The organism is Flavobacterium defluvii (genome assembly GCF_900129555.1).
GTDB lineage: Bacteria > Bacteroidota > Bacteroidia > Flavobacteriales > Flavobacteriaceae > Flavobacterium > Flavobacterium defluvii.
In genome coordinates, this window is sequence record NZ_FQWC01000003.1 from 157,917 (window position 1) to 180,704 (window position 22,788).

General features: G+C 33.7%; 22 protein-coding genes. 11 read left to right on the plus strand and 11 right to left on the minus strand.

Annotated elements, in window-relative coordinates:
• Window positions 1-31 precede the first annotated feature (31 nt).
• The 6 genes from BUC29_RS08255 to BUC29_RS08280 all read left to right on the plus strand — a co-directional run bounded on the left by BUC29_RS08255 (window position 32) and on the right by BUC29_RS08280 (window position 6,960).
• The gene (locus tag BUC29_RS08255) at window positions 32-1,006 is read left to right on the plus strand and encodes a PorP/SprF family type IX secretion system membrane protein (protein ID WP_073415975.1); all 975 of its coding nucleotides are present in this window, start codon (window positions 32-34) and stop codon (window positions 1,004-1,006) included.
• A gap of 348 nt (window positions 1,007-1,354) precedes the next feature.
• Window positions 1,355-2,542, plus strand: a complete 1,188-nt coding sequence (locus tag BUC29_RS08260; RefSeq protein WP_073415218.1) for a phosphoglycerate kinase — start codon at window positions 1,355-1,357, stop codon at window positions 2,540-2,542.
• 110 nt (window positions 2,543-2,652) lie between these two features.
• Window positions 2,653-4,503, plus strand: coding sequence for a LysM peptidoglycan-binding domain-containing protein (locus BUC29_RS08265; protein WP_073415220.1), 1,851 nt, complete (start codon window positions 2,653-2,655; stop codon window positions 4,501-4,503).
• Window positions 4,504-4,549: 46 nt separating this feature from the next.
• Window positions 4,550-5,518, plus strand: coding sequence for a DUF4837 family protein (locus BUC29_RS08270; RefSeq protein ID WP_073415222.1), 969 nt, complete (start codon window positions 4,550-4,552; stop codon window positions 5,516-5,518).
• A 232-nt stretch (window positions 5,519-5,750) separates the two neighbouring features.
• A complete protein-coding gene (locus BUC29_RS08275; protein ID WP_073415224.1) occupies window positions 5,751-6,395 on the plus strand; it encodes a DUF1579 domain-containing protein in 645 nt (214 codons plus the stop codon).
• A gap of 118 nt (window positions 6,396-6,513) precedes the next feature.
• Window positions 6,514-6,960 carry a GNAT family N-acetyltransferase gene (locus BUC29_RS08280; RefSeq protein WP_073415226.1) on the plus strand — a complete coding sequence of 149 codons (447 nt, stop codon included), beginning with the start codon at window positions 6,514-6,516 and terminating at the stop codon, window positions 6,958-6,960.
• A gap of 139 nt (window positions 6,961-7,099) precedes the next feature.
• Here BUC29_RS08280 and BUC29_RS08285 read toward each other — a convergent pair whose 3' ends face one another.
• The 4 genes from BUC29_RS08285 to rnpA all read right to left on the minus strand — a co-directional run bounded on the left by BUC29_RS08285 (window position 7,100) and on the right by rnpA (window position 10,866).
• Window positions 7,100-7,906, minus strand: coding sequence for an OmpA family protein (locus BUC29_RS08285; RefSeq protein ID WP_073415228.1), 807 nt, complete (start codon window positions 7,904-7,906; stop codon window positions 7,100-7,102).
• Window positions 7,907-7,910: 4 nt separating this feature from the next.
• Entirely contained in the window at window positions 7,911-9,548 is a 1,638-nt protein-coding gene (locus BUC29_RS08290) for a S41 family peptidase (RefSeq protein ID WP_073415230.1), read from the minus strand.
• The gene (locus BUC29_RS08295) at window positions 9,545-10,381 is read right to left on the minus strand and encodes a DUF4349 domain-containing protein (RefSeq protein ID WP_073415232.1); all 837 of its coding nucleotides are present in this window, start codon (window positions 10,379-10,381) and stop codon (window positions 9,545-9,547) included. The genes BUC29_RS08290 and BUC29_RS08295 overlap by 4 nt, the downstream gene beginning before the upstream one ends.
• 80 nt (window positions 10,382-10,461) lie before the next feature.
• On the minus strand, window positions 10,462-10,866 hold the full coding sequence (gene rnpA, locus BUC29_RS08300) for a ribonuclease P protein component (RefSeq protein ID WP_073415235.1): 405 nt from the start codon (window positions 10,864-10,866) through the stop codon (window positions 10,462-10,464).
• A gap of 126 nt (window positions 10,867-10,992) precedes the next feature.
• On the opposite strand from rnpA, the gene BUC29_RS08305 reads away from it, so the two are divergent.
• The 4 genes from BUC29_RS08305 (at window position 10,993) to BUC29_RS08320 (ending at window position 14,584) form a co-directional block, all read left to right on the plus strand.
• A complete protein-coding gene (locus tag BUC29_RS08305; RefSeq protein ID WP_073415237.1) occupies window positions 10,993-11,739 on the plus strand; it encodes a lysophospholipid acyltransferase family protein in 747 nt (248 codons plus the stop codon).
• 45 nt (window positions 11,740-11,784) lie between these two features.
• A complete protein-coding gene (locus BUC29_RS08310) occupies window positions 11,785-12,777 on the plus strand; it encodes an acyl-ACP desaturase (protein ID WP_073415239.1) in 993 nt (330 codons plus the stop codon).
• Window positions 12,778-12,977: 200 nt separating this feature from the next.
• On the plus strand, window positions 12,978-13,631 hold the full coding sequence (locus BUC29_RS08315; RefSeq protein ID WP_073415241.1) for an HD domain-containing protein: 654 nt from the start codon (window positions 12,978-12,980) through the stop codon (window positions 13,629-13,631).
• A gap of 380 nt (window positions 13,632-14,011) precedes the next feature.
• Window positions 14,012-14,584 carry a hypothetical protein gene (locus tag BUC29_RS08320; protein ID WP_073415243.1) on the plus strand — a complete coding sequence of 191 codons (573 nt, stop codon included), beginning with the start codon at window positions 14,012-14,014 and terminating at the stop codon, window positions 14,582-14,584.
• A 77-nt stretch (window positions 14,585-14,661) separates the two neighbouring features.
• On the opposite strand, the gene BUC29_RS08325 is transcribed toward BUC29_RS08320, so the two are convergent.
• From BUC29_RS08325 to BUC29_RS08345, 5 genes are all read right to left on the minus strand, one after another.
• Complete coding sequence (locus BUC29_RS08325) at window positions 14,662-14,784, minus strand: FeoB-associated Cys-rich membrane protein (RefSeq protein WP_073415246.1); 123 nt, start codon at window positions 14,782-14,784, stop codon at window positions 14,662-14,664.
• 6 nt (window positions 14,785-14,790) lie between these two features.
• Window positions 14,791-16,890 (minus strand): ferrous iron transport protein B, encoded by a 2,100-nt coding sequence (feoB, locus tag BUC29_RS08330; RefSeq protein WP_073415248.1) that lies wholly within the window; start codon window positions 16,888-16,890, stop codon window positions 14,791-14,793.
• Window positions 16,890-17,129, minus strand: a complete 240-nt coding sequence (locus tag BUC29_RS08335) for a FeoA family protein (RefSeq protein ID WP_073415250.1) — start codon at window positions 17,127-17,129, stop codon at window positions 16,890-16,892. Before BUC29_RS08335 ends, feoB begins: the two co-directional genes overlap by 1 nt.
• A 104-nt stretch (window positions 17,130-17,233) precedes the next feature.
• On the minus strand, window positions 17,234-17,899 hold the full coding sequence (locus tag BUC29_RS08340) for an SCO family protein (RefSeq protein ID WP_073415252.1): 666 nt from the start codon (window positions 17,897-17,899) through the stop codon (window positions 17,234-17,236).
• Between the two features lie 149 nt (window positions 17,900-18,048).
• A complete protein-coding gene (locus BUC29_RS08345) occupies window positions 18,049-18,972 on the minus strand; it encodes a DMT family transporter (protein ID WP_073415254.1) in 924 nt (307 codons plus the stop codon).
• A 202-nt stretch (window positions 18,973-19,174) separates the two neighbouring features.
• On the opposite strand from BUC29_RS08345, the gene BUC29_RS08350 reads away from it, so the two are divergent.
• Complete coding sequence (locus BUC29_RS08350) at window positions 19,175-21,232, plus strand: M13 family metallopeptidase (RefSeq protein ID WP_073415256.1); 2,058 nt, start codon at window positions 19,175-19,177, stop codon at window positions 21,230-21,232.
• Window positions 21,233-21,287: 55 nt separating this feature from the next.
• On the opposite strand, the gene BUC29_RS08355 is transcribed toward BUC29_RS08350, so the two are convergent.
• The gene (locus BUC29_RS08355) at window positions 21,288-21,689 is read right to left on the minus strand and encodes a c-type cytochrome (RefSeq protein WP_073415258.1); all 402 of its coding nucleotides are present in this window, start codon (window positions 21,687-21,689) and stop codon (window positions 21,288-21,290) included.
• A 2-nt stretch (window positions 21,690-21,691) separates the two neighbouring features.
• Complete coding sequence (gene hemB / locus BUC29_RS08360; protein ID WP_073415260.1) at window positions 21,692-22,684, minus strand: porphobilinogen synthase; 993 nt, start codon at window positions 22,682-22,684, stop codon at window positions 21,692-21,694.
• Window positions 22,685-22,788: the final 104 nt, after the last annotated feature.

A 22,788-nucleotide genomic window follows, 5' to 3' on the forward strand; every position in this document is an offset into this window, starting at 1 on the left:
CCCCATGATGTTATCTAAAAAAATTATTACAATGAAAAAGTTTATTTTATCCTTAGTACTCATGGCTGTAACAACAAGTTACAGCCAAGAGTTAAACCTACCAGTTTTTACTCAGTATCTGGCTGATAACCCGTTTGTGCTTTCTCCTGCTTATGCGGGTATTGGTGACAACCTTAGAATTAGGGCCAATGGTTTAACACAATGGGTTGGAATTAAAGATGCTCCGCAAAACCAATCGCTTTATGCCGATTTTAGAATCTTAGATCGTTCAGGGGTTGGTATTTCTTTGTACAACGATAAAAATGGATATACAAGACAAACGGGTGCAAAAGTCTCTTTTGCACATCACCTTATTCTTGATTATTATTCTAAACAGTATTTATCTTTTGGTATTTCGTACAACTTCAATACATTCAGAATTGATACAGATGAATTTAATACCACAATCGAGCATCCTGTTATAGACCCAACAGTTACAGACAATCGCTACAATGCAAACAACAACTTTGACATTAGTGCCTTGTACCGAAACAAAGATTTCTATTTGAGTTTTAATGCCAATAACGTATTAAAGAAAAACACATCTAAGTATCGTGGGGTAGAACCGAACTTACTTTCAAACTATCAGGTTTATACAGGTTATATTTTTCGAGATGCAGAAAATAGCCGTATCGAATACGAACCATCAGTTTTCTTCCAGTATTTTGCAAGTGACCAGCGTTCAACAACCGATATTAACTTCAAATACAGAAGATATAACCGTTACGAAGATTATTACTGGATTGGAGTTTCATACCGTTTCTTAAACGACCAGTTTCCAAAACCATTATCAGTTGGGCCAATGGCAGGTTTTATGAAATCTAAGTTTTACTTCGGATATTCATATCAGGTTATGTTCAACGATTTAGGAAATTACAATACAGGAACGCACGTTGTAACAATCGGATTCGATTTCTTACAATCTATCAGTAACTGTCCTTGTACGCAGAGTCCAGTTCACGATTAATCGCCAATTGACGATTATTTTATAAGACTTAAAAGTCTCAATATTATAAAGCGAGTCGAAACATATAATGTTGTGACTCGCTTTTTTATTTATTTCGTATCTGCTTAATTCTATAAATACCGTTTTTCATTACCACATTTCTTTTTTTGTTAACAGAGAAGGTTTTTTGTTTCAGATGATATCAAATCGTCACGCATAATTGTTTTTAATATTTAATAAACCAATTTATTTGTGAATTTATAACGTTTTCGTTCTTTTTATTAGAGCTTTTTTAGTTTATTCGAATTTATTAGTACTTTAAAAGTCCTATATTTGTTTTTCTTTCTAAAAAACTAAAAAAAATATCAAATGAAAACTTTAAGCGATTTCGATTTTAAAAATAAAAAAGCAGTAATCCGTGTTGACTTTAATGTGCCGTTGGATGAGAATTTTAATGTAACCGATACAACACGTATTGAAGCTGCAAAACCAACTATCGATACTATTTTATCTCAAGGCGGAAGCGTAATCTTAATGTCACACTTAGGAAGACCAAAAGGAGCTGAAGAAAAGTACTCATTAAAACATATCTTAAAAACGGCTTCTGAAATTTTAGGAGTACAAGTTAAGTTTGCAGAAAACTGCGTTGGGGAACCAGCTCAAACAGCTGCTAAAAATTTACAGCCGGGAGAAGTTTTATTACTTGAAAATTTACGTTTCCACGCAGAGGAAGAAGCTGGAGATATTGCTTTCGCAAAAGAATTAGCTTCATTAGGAGACATCTATGTAAACGACGCATTCGGAACTGCACACAGAGCGCACGCTTCGACTACAATTATAGCACAATTCTTTCCAAACGATAAAACATTCGGAACATTATTAGCAAAAGAAATTGACAGCTTAAACAAAGTACTTAATAACAGCGAAAAACCAGTAACAGCAGTTTTAGGAGGTTCAAAAGTTTCTTCTAAAATTACTGTTATCGAAAATATCTTAGACAAAGTCGACCACATGATTATTGGTGGAGGTATGACTTTTACATTCATCAAAGCACAAGGTGGAAAAATTGGAGAATCAATCTGCGAAGATGATAAATTAGATTTAGCACTTGAAATCTTAAGATTAGCAAAAGAAAAAAATGTTCAGGTTCATATTCCTGTTGATGTAGTGGCTGCAGACGATTTCTCAAATTCAGCAAATACACAAATTGTAGACGTAACAGCAATTCCTGACGGATGGCAGGGTCTTGACGCAGGTCCAAAATCATTAGAAAACTTCAAAAAAGTAATTTTAGAATCAAAAACAATTCTTTGGAACGGTCCATTAGGAGTTTTTGAAATGGAAACTTTCTCAAAAGGAACTATCGCTTTAGGTGATTTTATTGCAGAAGCAACTAAAAACGGAGCATTCTCTTTAGTTGGAGGAGGAGATTCTGTTGCAGCAGTAAAACAGTTTGGTCTTGAAGAGAAAATGAGCTACGTTTCTACGGGTGGCGGGGCAATGCTTGAAATGTTAGAAGGAAGAGTTTTACCTGGAATCGCAGCGATTTTAGACTAAAAAATCACAATTAACATTTTTTTGCGTATATTTAAGCCTTAAACTTTTTAAGTTTGCAAAAATAACAGTTCTATAATTGGTTGATTTATAGAATTTTAAAAAAGTGTTATATGATTGTAAGGAAAATTTCATTAGCGGTAACCGCTTTATTCTCAGTGTCAGTGTTTGCGCAACAGTCTGCCGAACTCTCAAAAGAAATAAAGCCCGAAGTAAAGTTGTCTTATTTAGATTCTATTAAAAGCACATTCAAAAAAGATGATCTGGCTTCAAAAGTTGACAGTCTTTGGATGAATGAGTTAGTAAGTTTAGATATCTACGATGATTTGACAAAAGATATTCAGACTATTAATAAAGATGTTACTGTAGATGAAGAATTGCCAACAGAATTGCTTAAAGAGCGTTTGGCGGCAATGAATGCAAAATCACCTTTTCAGATAGAATACAATCAGGGATTAGAAAATGTAATTAAGTCATTTCTAAAAAATCGTAAAAAATCATTTTCACGATTAATGGCTTTATCAGAATATTATTTTCCAATATTTGAGGAAACATTCGCAAAAGAAAAAGTTCCATTGGAAATAAAATACTTAGCCGTTGTAGAATCTGCTTTAAATCCTAAAGCAGTTTCTAGAATGGGCGCTACCGGGCTTTGGCAGTTTATGTACGGAACCGGAAAACAATATGCTTTAAAAATTGATTCTTATATCGATGAAAGAAGCGATCCTCTTAAGGCTACGGCCGCATGTTCAGACTACCTGAGCAGAATGTTCAACATTTTTAATGACTGGGAACTAGTTCTGGCATCTTATAACTCTGGTCCAGGAAACGTAACAAAAGCAATTCGTCGTTCGGGCGGAAAAACAGGTTACTGGGACATTCGCAATTATCTTCCAAAAGAAACTCAGGGTTATGTTCCGGCATTTTATGCAACAATGTACCTTTTTGAATATCACAAAGAACACGGAATCAATCCCGAAAGAGCTGTAGTAAAAAACTTTGAGACAGATACAATAGCAATTAAAAATGAAATGTCATTTAAACAAATTGCCGATTTATTAGACATGCCTCAATCACAGCTTCAGCTTTTAAATCCGTCGTATAAACTAAATGTTGTACCAGCTTATCATGGTGAACAAAATTTTCTTCGGTTACCAAAGGATAAAATCGCAACTTTTGTTTCAAACGAAGACAAAATTTACGCTTACGTAAAATACGAATCTGAAAATAAATCAATTCCATCTCGTTTAGCAATGAAAATTGCTCCAAAAGGAAAACCGGTTAAAGAGACTAAATCTTTAGAAGTTCAAAAAGAAATTCAAAAAGATATAGAATTTTATAAAGTTAGAAAAGGAGATAACTTAGGTTCTATTGCAGATAAATACAATGTGAATATTTCTGATTTGAAAAAATGGAACAACCTTAAATCAAATGCAATTGCTTTAGGAAAAACATTAAAAATTAAATCAGATATTGATTCTTCTGCGAAAGCGGTTAAAGAGCCTAAAGCATTGCCGGTTATAGAGAAAAATACTGAAGAAGCAGTAGCTTCAGCAGAAGATAATGATAAAGTTTCAATACAAACTGTAGAGTACGTTGTAGTAGCTGGCGATAATTTAGGAAGTATTGCAAAAAAATTCGGTACGACTATTGCTGACTTAAAAGAGTTAAATGATCTTACATCTAATAATATTGGTTTAGGAAAAACATTAGTGGTTTCTAAAATAGTTACAGAGATACAAGAACCTGTTTCTACAGCAATTGCATCTAACTCTGTAGAGTCTTTCAAAAAGAAAGCACCTTCAGCAAAATCTATGAGTGAAGATTATTACGTTAAAAAAGGTGATTCTTTATACAGCATTTCTAAAAAATATCCAGGAGTAACAATTTCTGATATAAAAAAATGGAATGGTATTAAAGATGAAGATATTAAACCGGGAATGAAACTTAAAATAAACGGATAATTCAAAATCTTATTTAAATTTGGGTTTTATTTCATAAATTAAGAAAATGAATAAAACCCATTTTTTATTTATAATACTTCCGTTTATACTGATTTCTTGTTTAAAAACAGACAAACAGCAACAGCCTGTTTCTGGAAAAACAAATACAATTTCCATTATCATCGACGATCAGTTGTGGTATGGAGAAGTTGGCGACAGTATAAGAAATAAATTTGCATCGCCAGTTCTGGGCTTAACTCAGGAAGAACCACTTTTTACAATCAATCAATATCCTGCAAAACTTCTGGAAGGATTTGTAACCGACAGCCGAAGCATTATCGTTGTTAAAAAATCAGCTGTAGAAAAATTTGAAATAATCCACAATAAATCATTGCCCCACAATACTTTTCGTATTTATGGAAAATCTGTTGATGACATTATCTGCAGCATCGAGTTAAATTCGGCACAAATTATCAAAATGATTCGCGATGCCGAAATCGAAAAAGTTCAGGAAGACAATAGAAAATCACTTTTGAATCCGGCGGTAATAAAAAATAAGTTTCACATCGATATTCAAATTCCTACCGGATATGAATATATGCTTCACAAAAAAAACTTCATCTGGCTTAAGAAAGATATTATCAGCGGAAACACAAGTTTATTGATATATCAAATTCCGCTTCACAATTTCAAAACCCGTGGAAATGTTGTTGGAAATATTATTAAAATGCGCGATTCAATAGGTACTTATATAAAAGGCAGAGAACCCAAAACCAAAATGATTACGGGAGAAGCTTATGCACCATATTTTTCAAATACATCACTTGATGGAAAAGAAGCTTTTGAAACAAAAGGCAACTGGGAGCTTAAAAACGATTTCATGTCCGGGCCTTTTATAAATTATGCAATTGTAGATCCTGTTTATAATCGAATTTTGGTGATAGAAGGTTTTTGTTATTCACCCTCAAATCAGGAACGCGATTTAATGTTCGATCTCGAAGCCATTATAAAATCTGTAAAAATAGACAAACGATAAAAGTTTGTTTCAGGTTTCAGGTTTCAAAAGTTTCAGGTTTTCTTAGCCGCAAAGTTATATTTAAGAATTTGCTTAAATTATCTTATATGTTTCTATAACGTGCCTTGCGTAAACCTTAGCAAACTTTGCAGTTAAATATACCCTGCAAAAACCCGAAACCTGAAACCTGAAACAACTCCAGTTGTTATTTTTCTTACTTTTGTTTTTGTAACAAACATAAAAACAAAGGATTATGAAAAAGTTAACCACCGCATTAGTAATTATTGCACTATGTGTTATTTCGTGTAAAAAAGAAGTAAAAGCAGAAACAGAAACCACTTCAACTGTTTCAGATAGTGTTAAAACCAAAGAGTCGGCAGCAGAAGCACCAGTAGATTCTGCTACAGCAGCAAAAGCATGGCAAGCCTATGCAACGCCCGGCGAACCACACAAATTAATGACCGATGAAGTTGGAACATGGAATTGTGACATGACGTTTTGGTACGAACCAGGCAGTAAACCGGAAAAATCTACTTCGGTAGCAAACATCAAAATGATTCTTGGAGGACGCTATCAGGAAGCAAATTATCAGGGAAAAATTATGGGAGCGCCATTTGAAGGAAAAAGTACATTGGCCTACAACAACGCAAGTAAAGAATACACAACAACTTTTATTGATAACATGGGGACAGGAATGATGGTTGCAACCGGAAAATATGATGAAGGGACTAAAAGTATGGAACTAAAAGGCGAAGTTGTAAATCCTGTGGATGGAAAAAAATCGCCATACAGAGAAGTTTATACTATTGTTGATCCAACAACACGTAAAATGGAAATGTTTGATGTAAAAGACGGAAAAGAATATAAAAGCATGGAAATTGTAATGAAGAAGAAATAATAACATACAATTTTTTATAAATAACAAATCCCGATTGTAAAATGCAATCGGGATTTCTATTTGATAATATTTGACGTAATTTTGTTTTAGTATTAAATTATTAAGACAGTATACAAAAATGGAATTAAAATGGAAAATAAAGTCATTTGAGGCATTAACAGTAAATGAATTATATGACTTGCTTAAACTAAGAAGCGAAATCTTCGTTCTAGAACAAAATTGTGTTTATTTAGATCTTGACGGAAAAGACAAAAAGGCTTTACATTTAATTGGAGAATATGACGGTAAAGTTGTTGCTTATTCTCGTTTGTTTGATGCCGGAATTAGTTTTGATAATGCATCGATAGGAAGAGTAGTTGTCGATGTGAATTATCGTGATAGAAAATGGGGACACGATTTAATGCGTGAAGCAGTTGCCGCTATAAAATCAAACTTTGGTAAAGATAAAATAACAATTGGAGCACAGTTGTATTTAAAGAAATTTTACGAAAGTCATGGTTTTGTTCAGTCAAGCGAAATGTACCTTGAAGACGATATTGAACACATCGAAATGATACGAGAATAAATAAAAACATAAAAAGCAACAATGTTGCAATATTTAATTTTAAGATTTATATAGATTGTAAATAATTTAAAAACAAAAAATTAACAATATTGTTTGGAGTAATACTTTAGGTAATAAAATCTTTCTATTTAAAAATTTTCTAAATTTTGGTAATTAAAAATTCAACCCGGCGATCGTATATATCGCCTCTTTTTAGAGGGAATTTATTACCGCAGCCTTGGTAACGCATTCTGTTTTTTGAAACTTTTTTAGAGCTTAAATAATAAAAAACTGTTTTTGCGCGGTTCCAGGAAAGTTTTCTTTCTTTGGTATCTTTATCAATTGCGTCACTGTATATTTCAGGAGTACAGCAAACGTGCCCCCTAATTTCAAACTCAATGTTTTTTTGCTTTTGAAGAGTTAACACAATTTTGTCAAGTTCTTTTTTAGAATTATTAGTTAAGCGTGCACTGCCCATATCAAAAAAAATGTTTTCAAGATATATTTTATCGCCAACCTTTAGCTTGTCTTTAAAAGAAGCATAACCATCTTTCTTTAGGAAACTGTTTCGTTTTATTACTATCAAATCAACCCGCCGATTCCGCAATCGGGTTTCATAAAGATTTTCAACAGTGTCAGGCCGAACCACAACCCGGCCTTTTCCTTCTAAAATAACAATTTTGCTTTGATTAAATCCTGATAAAACCAATAGGTTTTGTATTGTATTTACGCGGTCATGCGAAAGTTTAAAATTATAATCGTCTGTGCCGCGGTCATCGCAGTAACCGTAGATTTGTATAGATTCAACTTTTGCCGTGTCTATCGATTTTATAAAATTATTTACAATTCGGGTTTGTGTTTCAGTAAGATCATACTTGTCGAAATCAAAATATACTGTTTCGATAGGTTTTTGCTGTGCCGATACATTGTAAATAATAAACAAAAACAGGACCCGGTAGAGTTTCATTTTGCTACATTTTTAAAATCGTTTTATATTCAGTTTGATTATTTAATACGCTTACTGCTCTTTTAATTTCTGAATTGTTCTTAATATAAAACTGATACAAACCTTCCTGGTATTGGTATCTCTTGATAAGCTCTTCCTGAATTAAACCTCTTATTTCTTTTTGGTTTTTATCCAGCAGAGTGTTTTCACTTCTTTCTAATGCGGCTAATAATTGTTGATATTCCGGAGCAATAGTTTCGTCAATCTTTTCGGTTTTGGCTGCAGCCAAAGTGTTTTTCAGGGCAACTTCTGTTTCAGTATCAAAACTAATTTTATTTGTTTTTAAATATTGTTTAAAGGCAGAATAATCAGCATCTGTAACAACAGGAATTTTATCTCCTAAATTTTGATTTTTATAATAGTAAGTAGTTGCGTAATCAAATATTCCGTCATTTTTCAAAAGAGCGCTCGTAATTGGGCTCATTTTGGCTTCTTCAAGTTCAATATCCGGTAAAACGCCGCCGCCATCATAAACTGTTCTTCCTTTTCTTGTTTTAAAAGCATTGAAATTTTTGGCATCTGTCTTTTGAGCAACACCATTTTTATCTTTATGTGCATAATCTAATGCCTGAATACAACGACCCGAAGGGGTATAATAACGTGAAATAGTTACTTTAAGCTGAGTTCCGTAAGTCAAATCTACTGAACGTTGTACAAGTCCTTTTCCAAAACTGCGGCTTCCTAAAATTACCGCACGGTCTAAATCCTGCAAAGCTCCCGAAACAATTTCAGATGCCGATGCACTTCTTCCGTTTACTAAAATCGCAAGCGGAATCTCAGTATCAATCGGTTCTTTGGTTGTTTTATACGTATTGTTGTGTTTTTCGATTCTCGATTTTGTGGTTACAATAACTTCATTCTTTGGAACAAATAAATTGCAGATATCAATTGCTTCATTTAAAAGTCCGCCCGGATTTCCTCTTAAGTCCAAAACAATCTGTTTTGCTCCGTCGGCTTTTAGTTTTTCTAAAGCATCTTTAACTTCTGCAGAAGCTTTTCTGCTAAAATGTGCTAAAACGATATAACCGGTTTTTTCATCGATTTTTCCATAAAACGGAACTGATTTAATATCCACTTCATCCAAAACCAATTCTGTTGTATACGTTTTTCCCTGACGAAGATATTTGATAGCGATTTTCGTGTTTTTTGTTCCCTTCAGTAATTGCGAAGCATCATCTTTAAAATCAGCAATTAAAACATCGCCAATCTGGATAATTTCATCTCCCGCTTTTAATCCGGCTTTGTCAGCAGGATAATTTTTGTACGGTTCGCGAACAATTAAACGGTCTTTTTTGCGGGCAATCATAGCGCCAATTCCGGTATATTCTCCCGTATTATTGATTTTAAAATTCACCACATCCTGTTCGTTAAAGTAAACCGTGTACGGATCTAAACTTCCCAACATGCTTTTAATGGCTTTATCCATCAAATCACCCGGATTTGTTTCGTCTACATAATTGGTATTTACAGCTTTGAATAAGGTTGTGAAGATTTCGATTTGTTTGGCAATTTCAAAAAAGTCTTCTTTGAAACTGGTTCCCACAAATAATAACCCCGCTGCAACAGTTGGTATAATGAATTTCTTTTTGAAATAACGATTCATGATTGTTGTTTTTTTCTTTTTAATCTTTTTCTAATAAAATAGGCTAATACACAAAATATAATTATAAACGGCCAAATGCTGATAATTGATATAAAGAAACTCGACAAACTAAAAAATCCCGATTTTATAGCCGTCCAGATCTTTGATCCGTAAGATAATTGCACTGCTTCCTGCTCAGGAAGGTTTTTATAAAATTCAATTTTTACGGTACTTTCAGAAACTCTGCTTTCCAAATATTTTAATTGTCCTTCTTTAGCTTCAATTTCTTCGCGGATAATCGAAATCTGTTTTTCAATTTCCAGAATTTCGCTTATTTTATTCGCTTTTTGTAAAATCTGCAAATAACGCTCTTCAAGTTTTCGTTTGTTTTTTAATCTTGTTGTGAGATCAATGTATTCTTCGGTAACATCTTCTGCAGAAATATCTTTTCTTTCGAAATAAGAAACTCCTTTTGAAATTGTATTTATAAAATTATCAAAATTCTGACTCGGAACTTTAATCGTAAGATTTCTAAAAACAGAATTATAGTCTTTTTCTTCAGAATCAATTAAAATATTTCCGTGGTTTGCTGCAACAGCAATTTTGATTTTACTGAATGTTTCTTCTAAATCATTTGTCTCAAATCGAAGTGAAGCTTCTTTGATGATTTTTTGTTCAATTTTAGGAGAAGGAACTTCCAGGTTTTTATCAGCACTTACTGATTCTGATTTATTTAATTTCGGCGGTAATTTTACAGTACTAATTGCCAGTACTTCATCTGAGCTTTCAGATTCAGCTTTGCTGCAACCCAAGAGAACACAAAAAATTACAGATAAAAAGAAAATGTATCGCATAAAATTTCAATTTAGTGCTAAAACTACAATTTTTTTATAATTTTTTATCTGATTTGGTGTGCAAAGTTGAGGTTGAAGATTTATAAATCCTTTTTGATTTCAGAATCTTGTGTTTTGTTTATCTGCTGTACAAATTTCTCAAACAGCTGAATTGTTTTGGTGTTGATTTCTTCATATGATAATCTGTCTTTTGTCTGGTAAAAAAGCATGATCGAATATGGCCTTTCTAGATTATCTAAAAGCAAATGTTTATTTAATCGGTACGTTTCTCTCAAAACTCTTTTGAAGTAATTTCTATCAACAGCTTTCTTGAAATATTTTTTAGAAACCGAAACGCCCACTTTTGTTATTTCTTCTGAATTTCCTTCCGCTTGACGGAAAACCAAACGGAGCGGATATTTAGAAACTGATTTTCCTTCAGAAAACAGTAATCCAATCGTGGTTTTGCTCTTTAAGCGTTCATTTTTAGGGTAAGTAAAGTTCATTTAATTCAGAAAAAAGTTGCAATTTTAGGGACAAAGGTACAATTAAACCATAAAAACGGTTATTGTTTTCAATTTTTCTATCGCTAAGAATATATTTACTACTTTTGACCTCAAATTTTTTCAAGCATGCAAAAGATAATCTCATATCCAATCTCCGTTATTTATTATATATTTTTTGGATTGTGTTTGGTGGTTTTTCATCCGATACAATGGATCTGCCTTAATCTTTTTGGATATCAGGCTCATAAAAAAAGTGTCGACTATTTAAACCTCTGCCTTTTAAGATGTACCAATTTAGTTGGCACAACTTATAAAGTTACTGGTGTCGAGAATATTCCCACAGGAGTTCCGATCATTTTTGTTGCCAATCACCAAAGTATGTACGATATCGTTACAATCATTTGGTACTTTAGACGTTTTCATTGTAAATTTGTAAGTAAGAAGGAGTTAGGAAGCGGAATTCCAAGTGTATCGTATAATCTGCGTCACGGAGGTTCTGTTTTAATTGACCGTAAAGACCCAAAACAAGCGATTCCGGTAATCAAAGGCTTGTCTGAATATATAGAAAAAAACACTAGATCTGCTGTAATCTTCCCGGAAGGAACCCGTAGCAAAACAGGTAAACCTAAAGAATTTGCCCAAAGCGGTTTAAAAATTCTTTGCAAATATGCGCCTTCAGCGTATGTAGTACCGGTAAGTATTAATAATTCATGGAAAATGGTTCGTTACGGTATGTTTCCGGTTGGTTTAGGAAACCGCTTAACTTTTACGGCACACAAAGCACTAGCTGTAAAAGATTATGATTTTGCCGAATTAATGGCATTAACAGAAAAAGCGGTTGTTGAAGGAGTAAACGAGTATAAACAGGTTTAAGTTTTAGTCCGAGCTAAAACATAAATCCCCAAATTAAAATAAGTAATGTCTATAAAAAACATTAGATTAGAAGTGATGCAGTTTTTAGAAAAAAACGTTGACAGCTTCGTTGAACAGTATTTAATTCCGGTGGAAAAAATTTGGCAGCCGTCAGATTTCCTGCCTAATTCTGAAGGAGATAATTTCTTTGAGGAGGTAAAGGAACTGCGTGAAATTGCTAAAGAATTACCATACGATTTCTGGGTAACGCTTGTAGGTGATACTATTACCGAAGAAGCTTTGCCTACATATGAGTCCTGGTTAATGGATGTAGAAGGAATAAATCAAATTGAAAATGGCGGAAACGGCTGGGCCAAATGGGTAAGACAATGGACCGGAGAAGAAAACCGCCACGGAGATCTTTTAAATAAATACTTGTATTTGTCTGGTCGTGTTAACATGCGTGAAATTGAAATGACAACTCAGCATTTAATCAACGACGGTTTTGATATTGGTACCGGAACTGATCCATACAAAAACTTTGTATATACCAGTTTCCAGGAATTAGCAACTTATGTTTCGCATAACAGAGTTGCACAAATGGCTAAGAAATTTGGAGACAATAAACTCTCTAAAATGTGTAAAATGATTGCTGGAGACGAAATGCGTCATCATCATGCCTACAGTGAGTTTGTAAACAGAATTTTTCAGGTTGATCCTAGCGAAATGATGCTTGCTTTTCAATATATGATGAAACAAAAAATCGTTATGCCTGCTCATTTCTTAAGAGAATCAGGGCAAAAAATCAGCGCTGCATTTGAGCAGTTTTCTGATTCTGCACAGCGTATTGGTGTTTACACGGCAAATGATTATGTTGAAATTTTGCAGAAATTAATCAACAAATGGGAAATTGACAAAATCACAAACTTAACAGATGAAGCCGAAAAAGCACGTGATTACTTAATGAAACTTCCGGCTCGTATGGCCAGAATTTCTGAGAGATTAGTAATTCCGGCTGAATCTCACATTTTTAAATGGGTAGAACCGGCTAGATTGTAAAAAATTTTAGATTTTAGAATGTAGATTTTAGATTGATATTGCAAATTGCAATTGATTTTTTGATATTGAAAATATTGTTGATTGTTAGAGTTTAAAACCTTTAACAATCAACATTTTTTATTTAAACTATAAAACTTCAGCGGAAACTCGTTTAATCCGTTAAATCTGCGTGCCATTTTCACAAAAACCAAACCACAAATATGAATAACTCTGAACTTATAAATAAAACCATTGCTTTTGTAAAAGAAAAATTAAATGATGCCGAAGGCGGGCACGACTGGTTTCATATTGAACGTGTTTACAAAAACGCGCTTTTAATCGCAAAAGATACAGATTGTGATACAACTATTGTTGAATTAGGGGCTTTACTTCATGATATTGCCGATAGTAAATTTCATGACGGAGATGAAACCATCGGTCCTAAAACAGCAAGAGCGTTTTTAGAGTCAGAAAATGTTTCTGAAGACATAATTGTTCATGTAATTAATATTATTGAAAATATTTCGTTTAAAGGCGGGAATTTTGAAAAGAAATTTGCTTCTGTAGAATTAGACATTGTTCAGGATGCTGATCGATTAGATGCAATTGGTGCAATTGGTATAGCAAGGGCTTTTAATTACGGCGGATTTAAAAACCGTGCGTTGTACAATCCGGAAATTGAGCCGATAACGAATATGACAAAAGAGGAATATAAAAAGAATAATGCACCAACGATTAATCACTTTTATGAAAAGCTTTTACTTTTAAAAGATAAAATGAATACCGAAAAGGGAAAAGAAATCGCTGCAGAGAGACATCATTTTATGGAATTATTCCTGGCTCAGTTTTATGCTGAATGGGAAGGAGTAAAATAGCATTCGATTTTATATGACTTATTAATAAAAAAACGACCTCAGATTCTGAAGTCGTTTTTTTATCATAAGAATTTAGAAACTCTGCTGTTTTTTGTTGTTTAGAATTAGGATTTTAAAGCACTCATTAATGCAAAAGCACATAAGAATCCAATCGAAAACCATAATAATCTTGCAACTCTGTTATCTCTTAAAATTTCTTCTCTTTCAAACTTAGTCATTTCTGATGAATTTTTACACTGCAAAATTAATTCTGAAATAGTTTAAGAACAGGACTTAAAAGATTTAAAAATAATAACATAAGATAGAATCTTCATCAAATAAAAATAGTAATTTTCTTAACATTTAATATATTTGTGACTTATCCTAAAACAAATTATTTAATGAAAAAACTTTACTTAATTATTGCAGTTTTATTTAGTACATTTTGTTTGGCACAAGTATCAGTTAAAGACGAAATGGTGATTACAGGTAAGGATTCTGTTCTTACCTCAAAAATTAGATTTGGAAATGATTTGGTTACAATAGAAAGTACACCTGAATGGAAATTTACTATAGTTTCTGAAGCGGCTGTAGCTGAACGAAAAGGAATAACCTTAAAAATTTCTGCCGCAAAAGACGAGATCGATTATTCTGATGCGGTTTTGGAATATTATGTCAACAACGAATGTCAGCCTTCAATAGACAAATGTTTCTATCAAAAAATCGACAACCGCACTGTACTTTTTCAAAGACGTTTTAGTGTTGATGACCCGAGATATTATTACAGAATGACTAATATTTTCTTTAAACGTGCTGTTCTTTTAGAATGGTATGCTGATATTCCGGTTGATGGAAATGAAGATGAACTGAAAAAACAACTTGATGAGTTTGCAGAGTATATGGGAATGCATAAAGTTAAAATTTCGGGTAACTTTTTCAGTAAACCAACTGTTGGTAAAACTATAAAAAAGTAAGGAAAGCATAAAAAAGAAAAAGCTTTATAAGGATTAAAAATCCCTGTAAAGCTTTTTCTTTTTTATGAAATAAGGTTTTACGAGCACCCGCAATTACCATCGCCGCAGTCTTTTTTCTTTTTTGATTTCCAAAAGAATTTTTTAATTAAAAACCCTACAGCCAAAAGTAATATTGCAAAGGCTATAATTTCTTGTACCATAACTTTTTACTTTAAAAATTGATAAGCCACAAGTGCTGTAATATAAGCCAGACCACTCATAAAGAAAAGCTGCATTACCGGCCATTTCCATGAATTGGTTTCTTTTTTAGTAATGGCCAATGTACTGGCGCACTGCATGGCAAAAGCATAAAACAACAATAACGAAATACCTGTTGCAAAGTTAAATACCTTTTCGCCTGTTTCAGGATTTACTTCTTTCTGCATTCGGCTTTTTATGGTCGATTCATTATCACTATCTCCAACGCTGTAAATTGTGGCAAGCGTTCCTACCAGAACTTCACGAGCAGCAAACGAACTGATTATCGCAATTCCGATTTTCCAGTCGTAACCAAGTGGAGAAATTACAGGTTCGATAGCTTTACCCATAATTCCGATATAGGAATTCTCTATTTTTTGAGAAGCAACTTCATTTTCAAATTGAATTTCACTCAGTTTCGTATTTGCAAATCTTTCTTTTACGATAGTTTCTGCCTCGTTAAATTCTTTTCCTGGTCCGAAAGACGCTAAAAACCACAAAATAACCGATATTGCAAGAATGATTTTACCCGCGCCTAAAACAAATGCTTTGGTTTTCTCAACTACATTGATTCCAACATTCTTAAAAAGCGGTAATTTATAACTAGGCATTTCGACAACGAAATACGTTTTTGATTCAAATTTTAAAACCTTATTTAAAATATAAGCCGATAGAATTGCCATAAAGAATCCTAGTAAATACAACAACATAAGTGATAATCCCTGAAGATTTAAAATACCTAGCACACGTTTATTTGGAATTACCAATGAAATCATAATGGCATAAACGGGTAATCTTGCAGAGCAAGTTGTGAATGGCGTTACTAAAATCGTAATAAGGCGTTCTTTCCAGTTTTCGATATTTCGTGTCGCCATAATTGCCGGAATCGCGCAGGCTGTTCCTGAAATCAACGGCACAACGCTTTTTCCCGAAAGCCCGAATTTGCGCATAATTTTATCCATCAGGAAAACAACACGGCTCATGTATCCGCTTTCTTCGAGAATTGAAATAAACAAAAACAAGAAAGCAATTTGCGGAATGAAAATAATAACCCCGCCAATTCCCGGAATAATACCCTGCGAAAGCAAATCGGTTAATATACCGCTCGGTAGTTTTTCAGCAACCCAGCTGCTTAACGAAGCAAAAGTCGCGTCTATAAAATCCATCGGAATAGTTGACCAGCTGAAAATAGACTGGAAAATGACAAATAAAATCGCAAGGAAAATGGCATATCCCCAAAATTTATGAGTCAAAATGCGATCCAGTTTAGCTCTGAAATCTGTTGCCGCTTCGGTATCGATTTTTAAACCTTCTTTTAAAACATCATTTATAAACTGATATCTTTTGATGGTTTCTTTTTGCTGCAAGCGTTTTAATTCTGAATGCGATTTGGTAAAAGTGTTTCGAATTTCATTTCTGTCCAAATTTGAAAAATTGACATCCTGCGTAATTACCAGCCACAATTTATACATTAATTGGTTTGGAAAAGCATGCTGCAATTTTTGAAAATACTCGGGGTCAATTACCGATGCATTTAAACAAGGTTCGTGTGTAACGGTTTTATAAGAAACAATAAGTTCTTTTAGTTCCTCAATTCCCAAACCTTTGCGTGAACTTACTAAAGCAATTTTGGTTTTTAGTTTTTCTTCCAGAAGCGGAATATCCAAAGAAATTCCTTTGCTCTGCATACGATCTGCCATGTTGATGACTAATATCGTTGGAATTTCAAGATCTTTTATTTGTGTGAAAATCAGTAAATTTCTTTTTAGATTTTCTACATCAGTTACCACAACGGCAACGTCAGGATAAAGTTTGTCGTTTTTGTTTAATAAAAGTTCAATTACTACACTTTCGTCCATCGAACTGGCATTCAAACTATAAGTTCCTGGCAAATCGAGAATGTTGGCTTTAACGTTTTGCGGCAGTTTGCAGAAACCCATTTTTTTCTCAACCGTAATTCCCGGATAATTTCCAACTTGTTGATTTAAACCTGTAAGCTGATTAAAAACTGAAGTTTTTCCAACATTGGGATTTCCTATAAGGGCAACATTGATATTCTGAACGCTCATTATAAATTGGTTTGTAAAAGTTCAACTTCAATTTCACGAGCCGTTTCAACACGAATAGCAACATGCGAACCGTTTATGTCTAAATATAAAGGATCTCCAAATGGAGCAATTTGAAGTAATTCGACTAAACTGCCCGGCAGACATCCCATTTCTAATAGTTTTAAAGGAACCAAATCGATATCAAAATCTTTGATAATGGCTTTATCGCCTTTTTTCAGGGTGTGAATAGTATTATGCAAAGCTTATTTAGATTGAATTTAGATTGCAAAAATAGGTAATAATTATTTATTCCAAGGTAATAATACGGTTTGAAAATGCTAAATCTTTCTAAAAGTGAGGAATTTTACTCTTTTGATAGGAAATTTATGTCTTCGATTAGTCTGGCAATTTCTTCTTTTTTGGTTCCGTCATAAAATCCGCGAACACGTCTTTTTTGATCTACCAAAACAAAATTTTCGGTATGAACCATATCATATAACTGATCTGGGCGGCCAAGTTTAACCGCTAAGTAAGATTTTCTGGCCATGGTATAAATTTCTTTTTTATCTCCCGTAACCAAATTCCACTTACTGTCTACAACACCATATTTTACCGCATAGGCTTTTAAAACCGAAACGCTGTCTACTTCTGGAAAAACGGTATGCGAAAGCAGCATTACTTTTGGATTGTTTAAAACTGCTTTTTGTACTTCAACAAGATTGGTTGACATTTTTGGGCAGATCGATCCGCAGGTTGTAAAGAAGAAATCGGCAACATAAATCTTGCCTTCGTAATTTTTTTGAGTAATTGTATCGCCATTTTGATTTACAAACGAAAAATCTGCAATCGTATGGTACTTACTTTTGTACTGAATAGTACTGTCAACTAATTCCGGGTTTACATCGGCCGGATTATAAATCGGAAGTGTTTTTTGCGGTTTTAAAGCAGAATAAAATAAAGATATAGTGACTACAGAAAAAATAATTAATACAATGAAGAATTTGCGGTATTTATAAAGAAGCGATTTCATAAAAATAATTTGGCGCAAAAATACGAAAAGAGCGTTTTAAAAGGCACAATTTTAATGGTTTTTAACAAATGACAACGAGTTTTTCGCCACGAATTCACGAATTAAAATTAATGAATTGAATAAAAAATAATTCGTGAATTCGTGGCTAACTAAATTTTAGGTTTTCGGATGGATTTATTGACCATATACAATCCGGTTAAAGTTACGACCGAACCAATAGCGATTGCCTGTGTAAGTACTTCTCCAAAAATAATCGAACCCAATACCATCGCAACAATCGGATTAATGTAAACATAAATACTGCTTATTTCTGTTGGCAGATGCTGCAGCGTATAAATAAAAGCAATAAAGGTTAAAACGGAACCAATAATTACCAAATATCCAATTGCCCACCAGGATTGTGATGGAATTTCGCTAATTGGGATATTAACCTCAGCAGCTTCTGTAATTCCGAAAATAAAAATACTCGAAATCAGCATTTGCAGTCCTAAACTAAAATACGGATTAAAACTCGCTGCTTTTTTCTTCGTGTGTAAAATTCCAAATGCCCAAGTTACAGTTGACGCTGTCATTAGAATAATTCCGAATTGAAAATCTGGATTTAAAAAATCGGCTATATAATCGATAAAAATTACACAGATACCTCCAAAAGAAATCAAAATTCCAAACAAAGCCATTTTGGCAATTCGTTCGCCATTAAAGAAATTAATGATAATAATCCAGATTGGAAAAAGCGCACTTATGATGGCGCCCAATCCGCTTGTCATATATTTTACTCCCCAGGTACTTAAGCCATTACTGCAAACAAAATTCAAAAAGCTCAAAATAATAATAGTGCGCCATTGTTTTCCTTTTGGCCACGGTTGTTTTTTCAAAATAAAATAAACCACATAAATTAATCCGCCGAAAAACTGACGAATTGTTGCCATTTGTAAAGCCGGCATATGTTTAACGCCTTCTTTTGAAGCCAGCCAGGTTGTTCCCCAAAAAAAGCTGACCCAGCATAAAGCCATAATAGGTAAACCAATCGCTTCAATTTTTCCGGAAACGGCATTCTGAATTTTTGCTTTCATTTGGACTTTAATTTGTTAAACAAATATTCCAAAAACAATTTTAATTATCAGAAAAATAAAGGTTTTTAATTCATGAAAATAATCGATGGTTTCTATTAAAATGTTATAATATATTTCTTATAGTTTATTATTGCATAAATTTTAACATACAGTTACAAATTTTAACGATATGTTTGTATACACACTCGAAACACATTTAAAAATGAAGAAACAACTTAGTAAACCTTTATTTTGTGCTTTTTCTGTAATGTTTTCATTTACAGCAATCAAAGCCCAAAATGCTCCAAAAGAGCCTGGTATTAATGTATCTTACATGAATACTAAAATTAGTCCAAGTCAGGATTTTTTTCAATATGTTAACGGAACCTGGCTGGACCAAACTGAAATCCCTAACGATCGTACAACTTGGGGAAGCTTTAATGAATTAATTAAAAAGACAGACAAAGATGTAATGTCTATTTTAAAAGATGCATCAAAAAATCCAAATTATAAATCAAATACAGATCAGGGAAAAGCTGTTAACTTATTCCTTACTGTTTTGGATACTGTTGGAAGAAACAAAGCAGGAATTACTCCTTTAAAACCGTATTTAAAAAAGATCGATGCGATTAAAAATGTTGCCGATCTTCAAAAATATCTTGTAGAAATGGAGCCGGAAGGGGGTTCAGGTTTCTTCGGAATTTATATTGGTGCCGATGATAAAAACAGTTCTAAAAACTCGGTAAGTCTAGCTGTGAGCCAATTGGGATTACCAGACAAAGACTATTATACTTCTGAAGATAAAGATTCTAAAGAAAAACGTGCAAAATATGAACTTCATGTTGCAAGAATGCTGCAGTTTATTGGCGAATCTCCGGAAAAAGCAAAACAAAGCGCTGCAGAAATCTTAGCTTTTGAAACAGAATTATCTAAACCAAGATTAAACCGCGTAGAAAGCAGAGACAGCCGTTTGCAATATAACCCAATGACAATTGCCGAACTTCAAAAATTAACTCAGGCCATAAACTGGAATGGTTATTTTACAGGAATTGGTATAACAAAATTAGATACTGTTATTGTTACAGAACCTAAGTATATGAAAACACTGCAAACGGTATTTACAGAAAATAAAGTAGCACAGTGGAAAGAATATTTGAAATGGGATTTGTTAAACACAGCATCTTCAAAATTAACAACAGATATTGAAACAGCCAGTTTTGATTTTTACAGCAAAACTCTAAGAGGAGCAATTAAACAATTGCCTCGCGAAGAAAAAGCATTGCAGGTTGTAAACAGAGGAATTGGTGAAGCACTTGGTAAGTTGTATGTAGAAAAAGTATTTCCTGCTGAAGCAAAAACCAAAGCTCTGGACATGATTCATAATGTTATTACGGCCTACCAAAACCGTATTAATAATTTAACATGGATGTCTGCAGATACCAAAACGAAAGCAATCGAGAAACTAAATAAAATTACCATTAAAGTAGGTTATCCTGATAAGTGGAAAGATTATTCTGCACTGGAAATTAAAAGTATTGCAGAAGGCGGAACTTATTTTTACAATTCTAAAAACTTATCAAAATGGAGATTTAAGAAAAGTATTGAAAAGTTAAATAAACCGGTAGATAAAACAGAATGGGGCATGTCGCCGCAAACCGTAAATGCTTATTACAATCCATCATATAATGAAATTGTTTTTCCTGCCGCAATTCTTCAGCCGCCATTTTACAATTATCAGGCTGATGAAGCTGTAAATTATGGTGGAATTGGAGCTGTAATTGGTCACGAAATCTCACACGGATTTGATGATTCCGGAGCGCGTTACAATGCCGAAGGAAATCTTGTTGACTGGTGGACACCACAGGATTTAGAGCAATTTACAAAACTGGGTTCTGAATTGGCAGATCAATACAGTGCATTAGAGCCATTGCCGGGAATTCATGTTGACGGTAAATTTACTTTAGGTGAAAATATTGGAGATTTGGGCGGAATCAATGCGGCTTATGATGGGTTGCAATTGTATTTAAAAGCACATGGAAATCCGGGTTTAATCGACGGATTTACTCCAGAGCAGCGTTTCTTTATTTCCTGGGCTACAGTTTGGAGAACAAAATCAAGAGACGAAGCGATTAAAAACCAGGTAAAAACAGATCCGCACTCACCGGGAATGTACAGAGCTTATGTTCCAATTCAAAACGTGGATGCTTTTTACGAAGCTTTCAAAATTAAAAGTGGAGACAAAATGTTTGTAAGTCCTGAAAAACGAGTTAAAATCTGGTAAACTCATAAATAAAAAACGGCGCTGATTTCAGCGCCGTTTTTTATATACTAAAACATTAATTGCTCAAATGGCTGTAAATGTAAGTTTCAATTGCTTTTAATTCTTCATCAGACATTGCTTTTGTTATCCCGAAATTGGTCTGCATTACCGAAAACTGACTCGGATCAACAATAGGATCTGCATTTCCTTTTAAGAAAGTCGGAATATCTCCTTTTTTGTCTTTATAGATTTTGGCAATTTCCTTAATACTCGGCCCAATGATTTTTTGATCGGGCTGATGACATGATGTACAATTTCCTCTTCCTTCAAAAATTTCTTTCCCTAAAGCTTCCGGTGTTGTGGCTTTTGCCGATTCTCCTTCGGAATAAGTTTCTGTAACCGTATCTGTATTTTCTGAAACTTCTTTTTTACACGATGCAAATGCTAAAACAGCAGATAATAATAATACTTTTTTCATCCTTATTTATTTAAAAGTAATGAAGCTTCTTTTGCAAAATAAGTAGAGATAATACTCGCACCCGCACGTTTAATGCAATAAAGTTGCTCTATCATAATTTTGTCGTGATCCAGCCATCCTCTTTCGGCTGCGGCCTTTACCATTGCGTACTCACCAGATACTTGGTAAACAGCAACCGGCACATGAACGGCATTTTTTACCTCACGAACAATGTCTAAATAGGCTATTCCCGGTTTTACCATAACGATATCTGCACCTTCTTCAACGTCTAATAAAGCTTCGCGAATTCCTTCAATTCGGTTAGCATAATCCATTTGATATGTCTTTTTATCTTTTGGGATATTTTGCGAATCAACAGGAGCAGAATCTAAGGCATCGCGAAATGGTCCGTAAAATGCCGAAGCATATTTGGCACTGTAACTCATGATGCCAACATTGTGATGTCCGTTTTCTTCTAATGCTTTTCTAATCGCCAAAACACGTCCATCCATCATGTCGCTTGGTGCAACAAAATCAGCTCCCGCTTCAGCATGACTTAAACTCATTCTGGTTAAGGCGTCTACAGTTGCATCGTTAATTAATTGGCCATTTTCGATAATTCCGTCGTGACCGTAAATTGAATACGGGTCTAAAGCCACATCTGGCATTACAATCATTTCCGGAACAGCATCTTTAATCGCACGTATAGTTTGCTGCATTAAACCATCTTTGTTCCAGGCTTCAGTTCCTTTATTGTCTTTTAAATTATCGCTTACTTTTACGTAGATGTTTACCGCTTTAATTCCTAAATCCCAGGCTTCTTTTACTTCTTTTATTGTATTGTCTAATGAATGACGGTAAATTCCCGGCATTGACGGAATTGCCGATTTTACATCTTTTCCTTCGGCAACAAACATTGGAAGCATAAAATCCTGTGGACTTAAACTGGTTTCACGAACTAATGAACGTATAGATTCATTGGTTCTTAAACGGCGGTTTCTTTGTAATGGGAACATTGTTTTTGAATTTTAGATTTTAGAATGTAGATTTAGATTTTTCTACAACCCTGATTTTGATTTTTTATTAATTGATTATAATACTTTTGACTTTATGATTTTAA

What these genes read in the sequence shown, in the direction of transcription:
- hemB (WP_073415260.1), bottom strand. Translation starts at nt 22,684, where the DNA reads ATGTTCCCATTACAAAGAAACCGCCGTTTAAGAACCAATGAATCTATA.
- BUC29_RS08340 (WP_073415252.1), bottom strand. Translation starts at nt 17,899, where the DNA reads ATGAAATCGCTTCTTTATAAATACCGCAAATTCTTCATTGTATTAATT.
- BUC29_RS08345 (WP_073415254.1), bottom strand. Translation starts at nt 18,972, where the DNA reads ATGAAAGCAAAAATTCAGAATGCCGTTTCCGGAAAAATTGAAGCGATT.
- BUC29_RS08315 (WP_073415241.1), top strand. Translation starts at nt 12,978, where the DNA reads ATGAATAACTCTGAACTTATAAATAAAACCATTGCTTTTGTAAAAGAA.
- BUC29_RS08310 (WP_073415239.1), top strand. Translation starts at nt 11,785, where the DNA reads ATGTCTATAAAAAACATTAGATTAGAAGTGATGCAGTTTTTAGAAAAA.
- BUC29_RS08355 (WP_073415258.1), bottom strand. Translation starts at nt 21,689, where the DNA reads ATGAAAAAAGTATTATTATTATCTGCTGTTTTAGCATTTGCATCGTGT.
- BUC29_RS08260 (WP_073415218.1), top strand. Translation starts at nt 1,355, where the DNA reads ATGAAAACTTTAAGCGATTTCGATTTTAAAAATAAAAAAGCAGTAATC.
- BUC29_RS08290 (WP_073415230.1), bottom strand. Translation starts at nt 9,548, where the DNA reads ATGAATCGTTATTTCAAAAAGAAATTCATTATACCAACTGTTGCAGCG.
- BUC29_RS08280 (WP_073415226.1), top strand. Translation starts at nt 6,514, where the DNA reads ATGGAATTAAAATGGAAAATAAAGTCATTTGAGGCATTAACAGTAAAT.
- feoB (WP_073415248.1), bottom strand. Translation starts at nt 16,890, where the DNA reads ATGAGCGTTCAGAATATCAATGTTGCCCTTATAGGAAATCCCAATGTT.
- BUC29_RS08295 (WP_073415232.1), bottom strand. Translation starts at nt 10,381, where the DNA reads ATGCGATACATTTTCTTTTTATCTGTAATTTTTTGTGTTCTCTTGGGT.
- BUC29_RS08265 (WP_073415220.1), top strand. Translation starts at nt 2,653, where the DNA reads ATGATTGTAAGGAAAATTTCATTAGCGGTAACCGCTTTATTCTCAGTG.
- rnpA (WP_073415235.1), bottom strand. Translation starts at nt 10,866, where the DNA reads ATGAACTTTACTTACCCTAAAAATGAACGCTTAAAGAGCAAAACCACG.
- BUC29_RS08305 (WP_073415237.1), top strand. Translation starts at nt 10,993, where the DNA reads ATGCAAAAGATAATCTCATATCCAATCTCCGTTATTTATTATATATTT.
- BUC29_RS08275 (WP_073415224.1), top strand. Translation starts at nt 5,751, where the DNA reads ATGAAAAAGTTAACCACCGCATTAGTAATTATTGCACTATGTGTTATT.
- BUC29_RS08320 (WP_073415243.1), top strand. Translation starts at nt 14,012, where the DNA reads ATGAAAAAACTTTACTTAATTATTGCAGTTTTATTTAGTACATTTTGT.
- BUC29_RS08325 (WP_073415246.1), bottom strand. Translation starts at nt 14,784, where the DNA reads ATGGTACAAGAAATTATAGCCTTTGCAATATTACTTTTGGCTGTAGGG.
- BUC29_RS08255 (WP_073415975.1), top strand. Translation starts at nt 32, where the DNA reads ATGAAAAAGTTTATTTTATCCTTAGTACTCATGGCTGTAACAACAAGT.
- BUC29_RS08270 (WP_073415222.1), top strand. Translation starts at nt 4,550, where the DNA reads ATGAATAAAACCCATTTTTTATTTATAATACTTCCGTTTATACTGATT.
- BUC29_RS08285 (WP_073415228.1), bottom strand. Translation starts at nt 7,906, where the DNA reads ATGAAACTCTACCGGGTCCTGTTTTTGTTTATTATTTACAATGTATCG.
- BUC29_RS08350 (WP_073415256.1), top strand. Translation starts at nt 19,175, where the DNA reads ATGAAGAAACAACTTAGTAAACCTTTATTTTGTGCTTTTTCTGTAATG.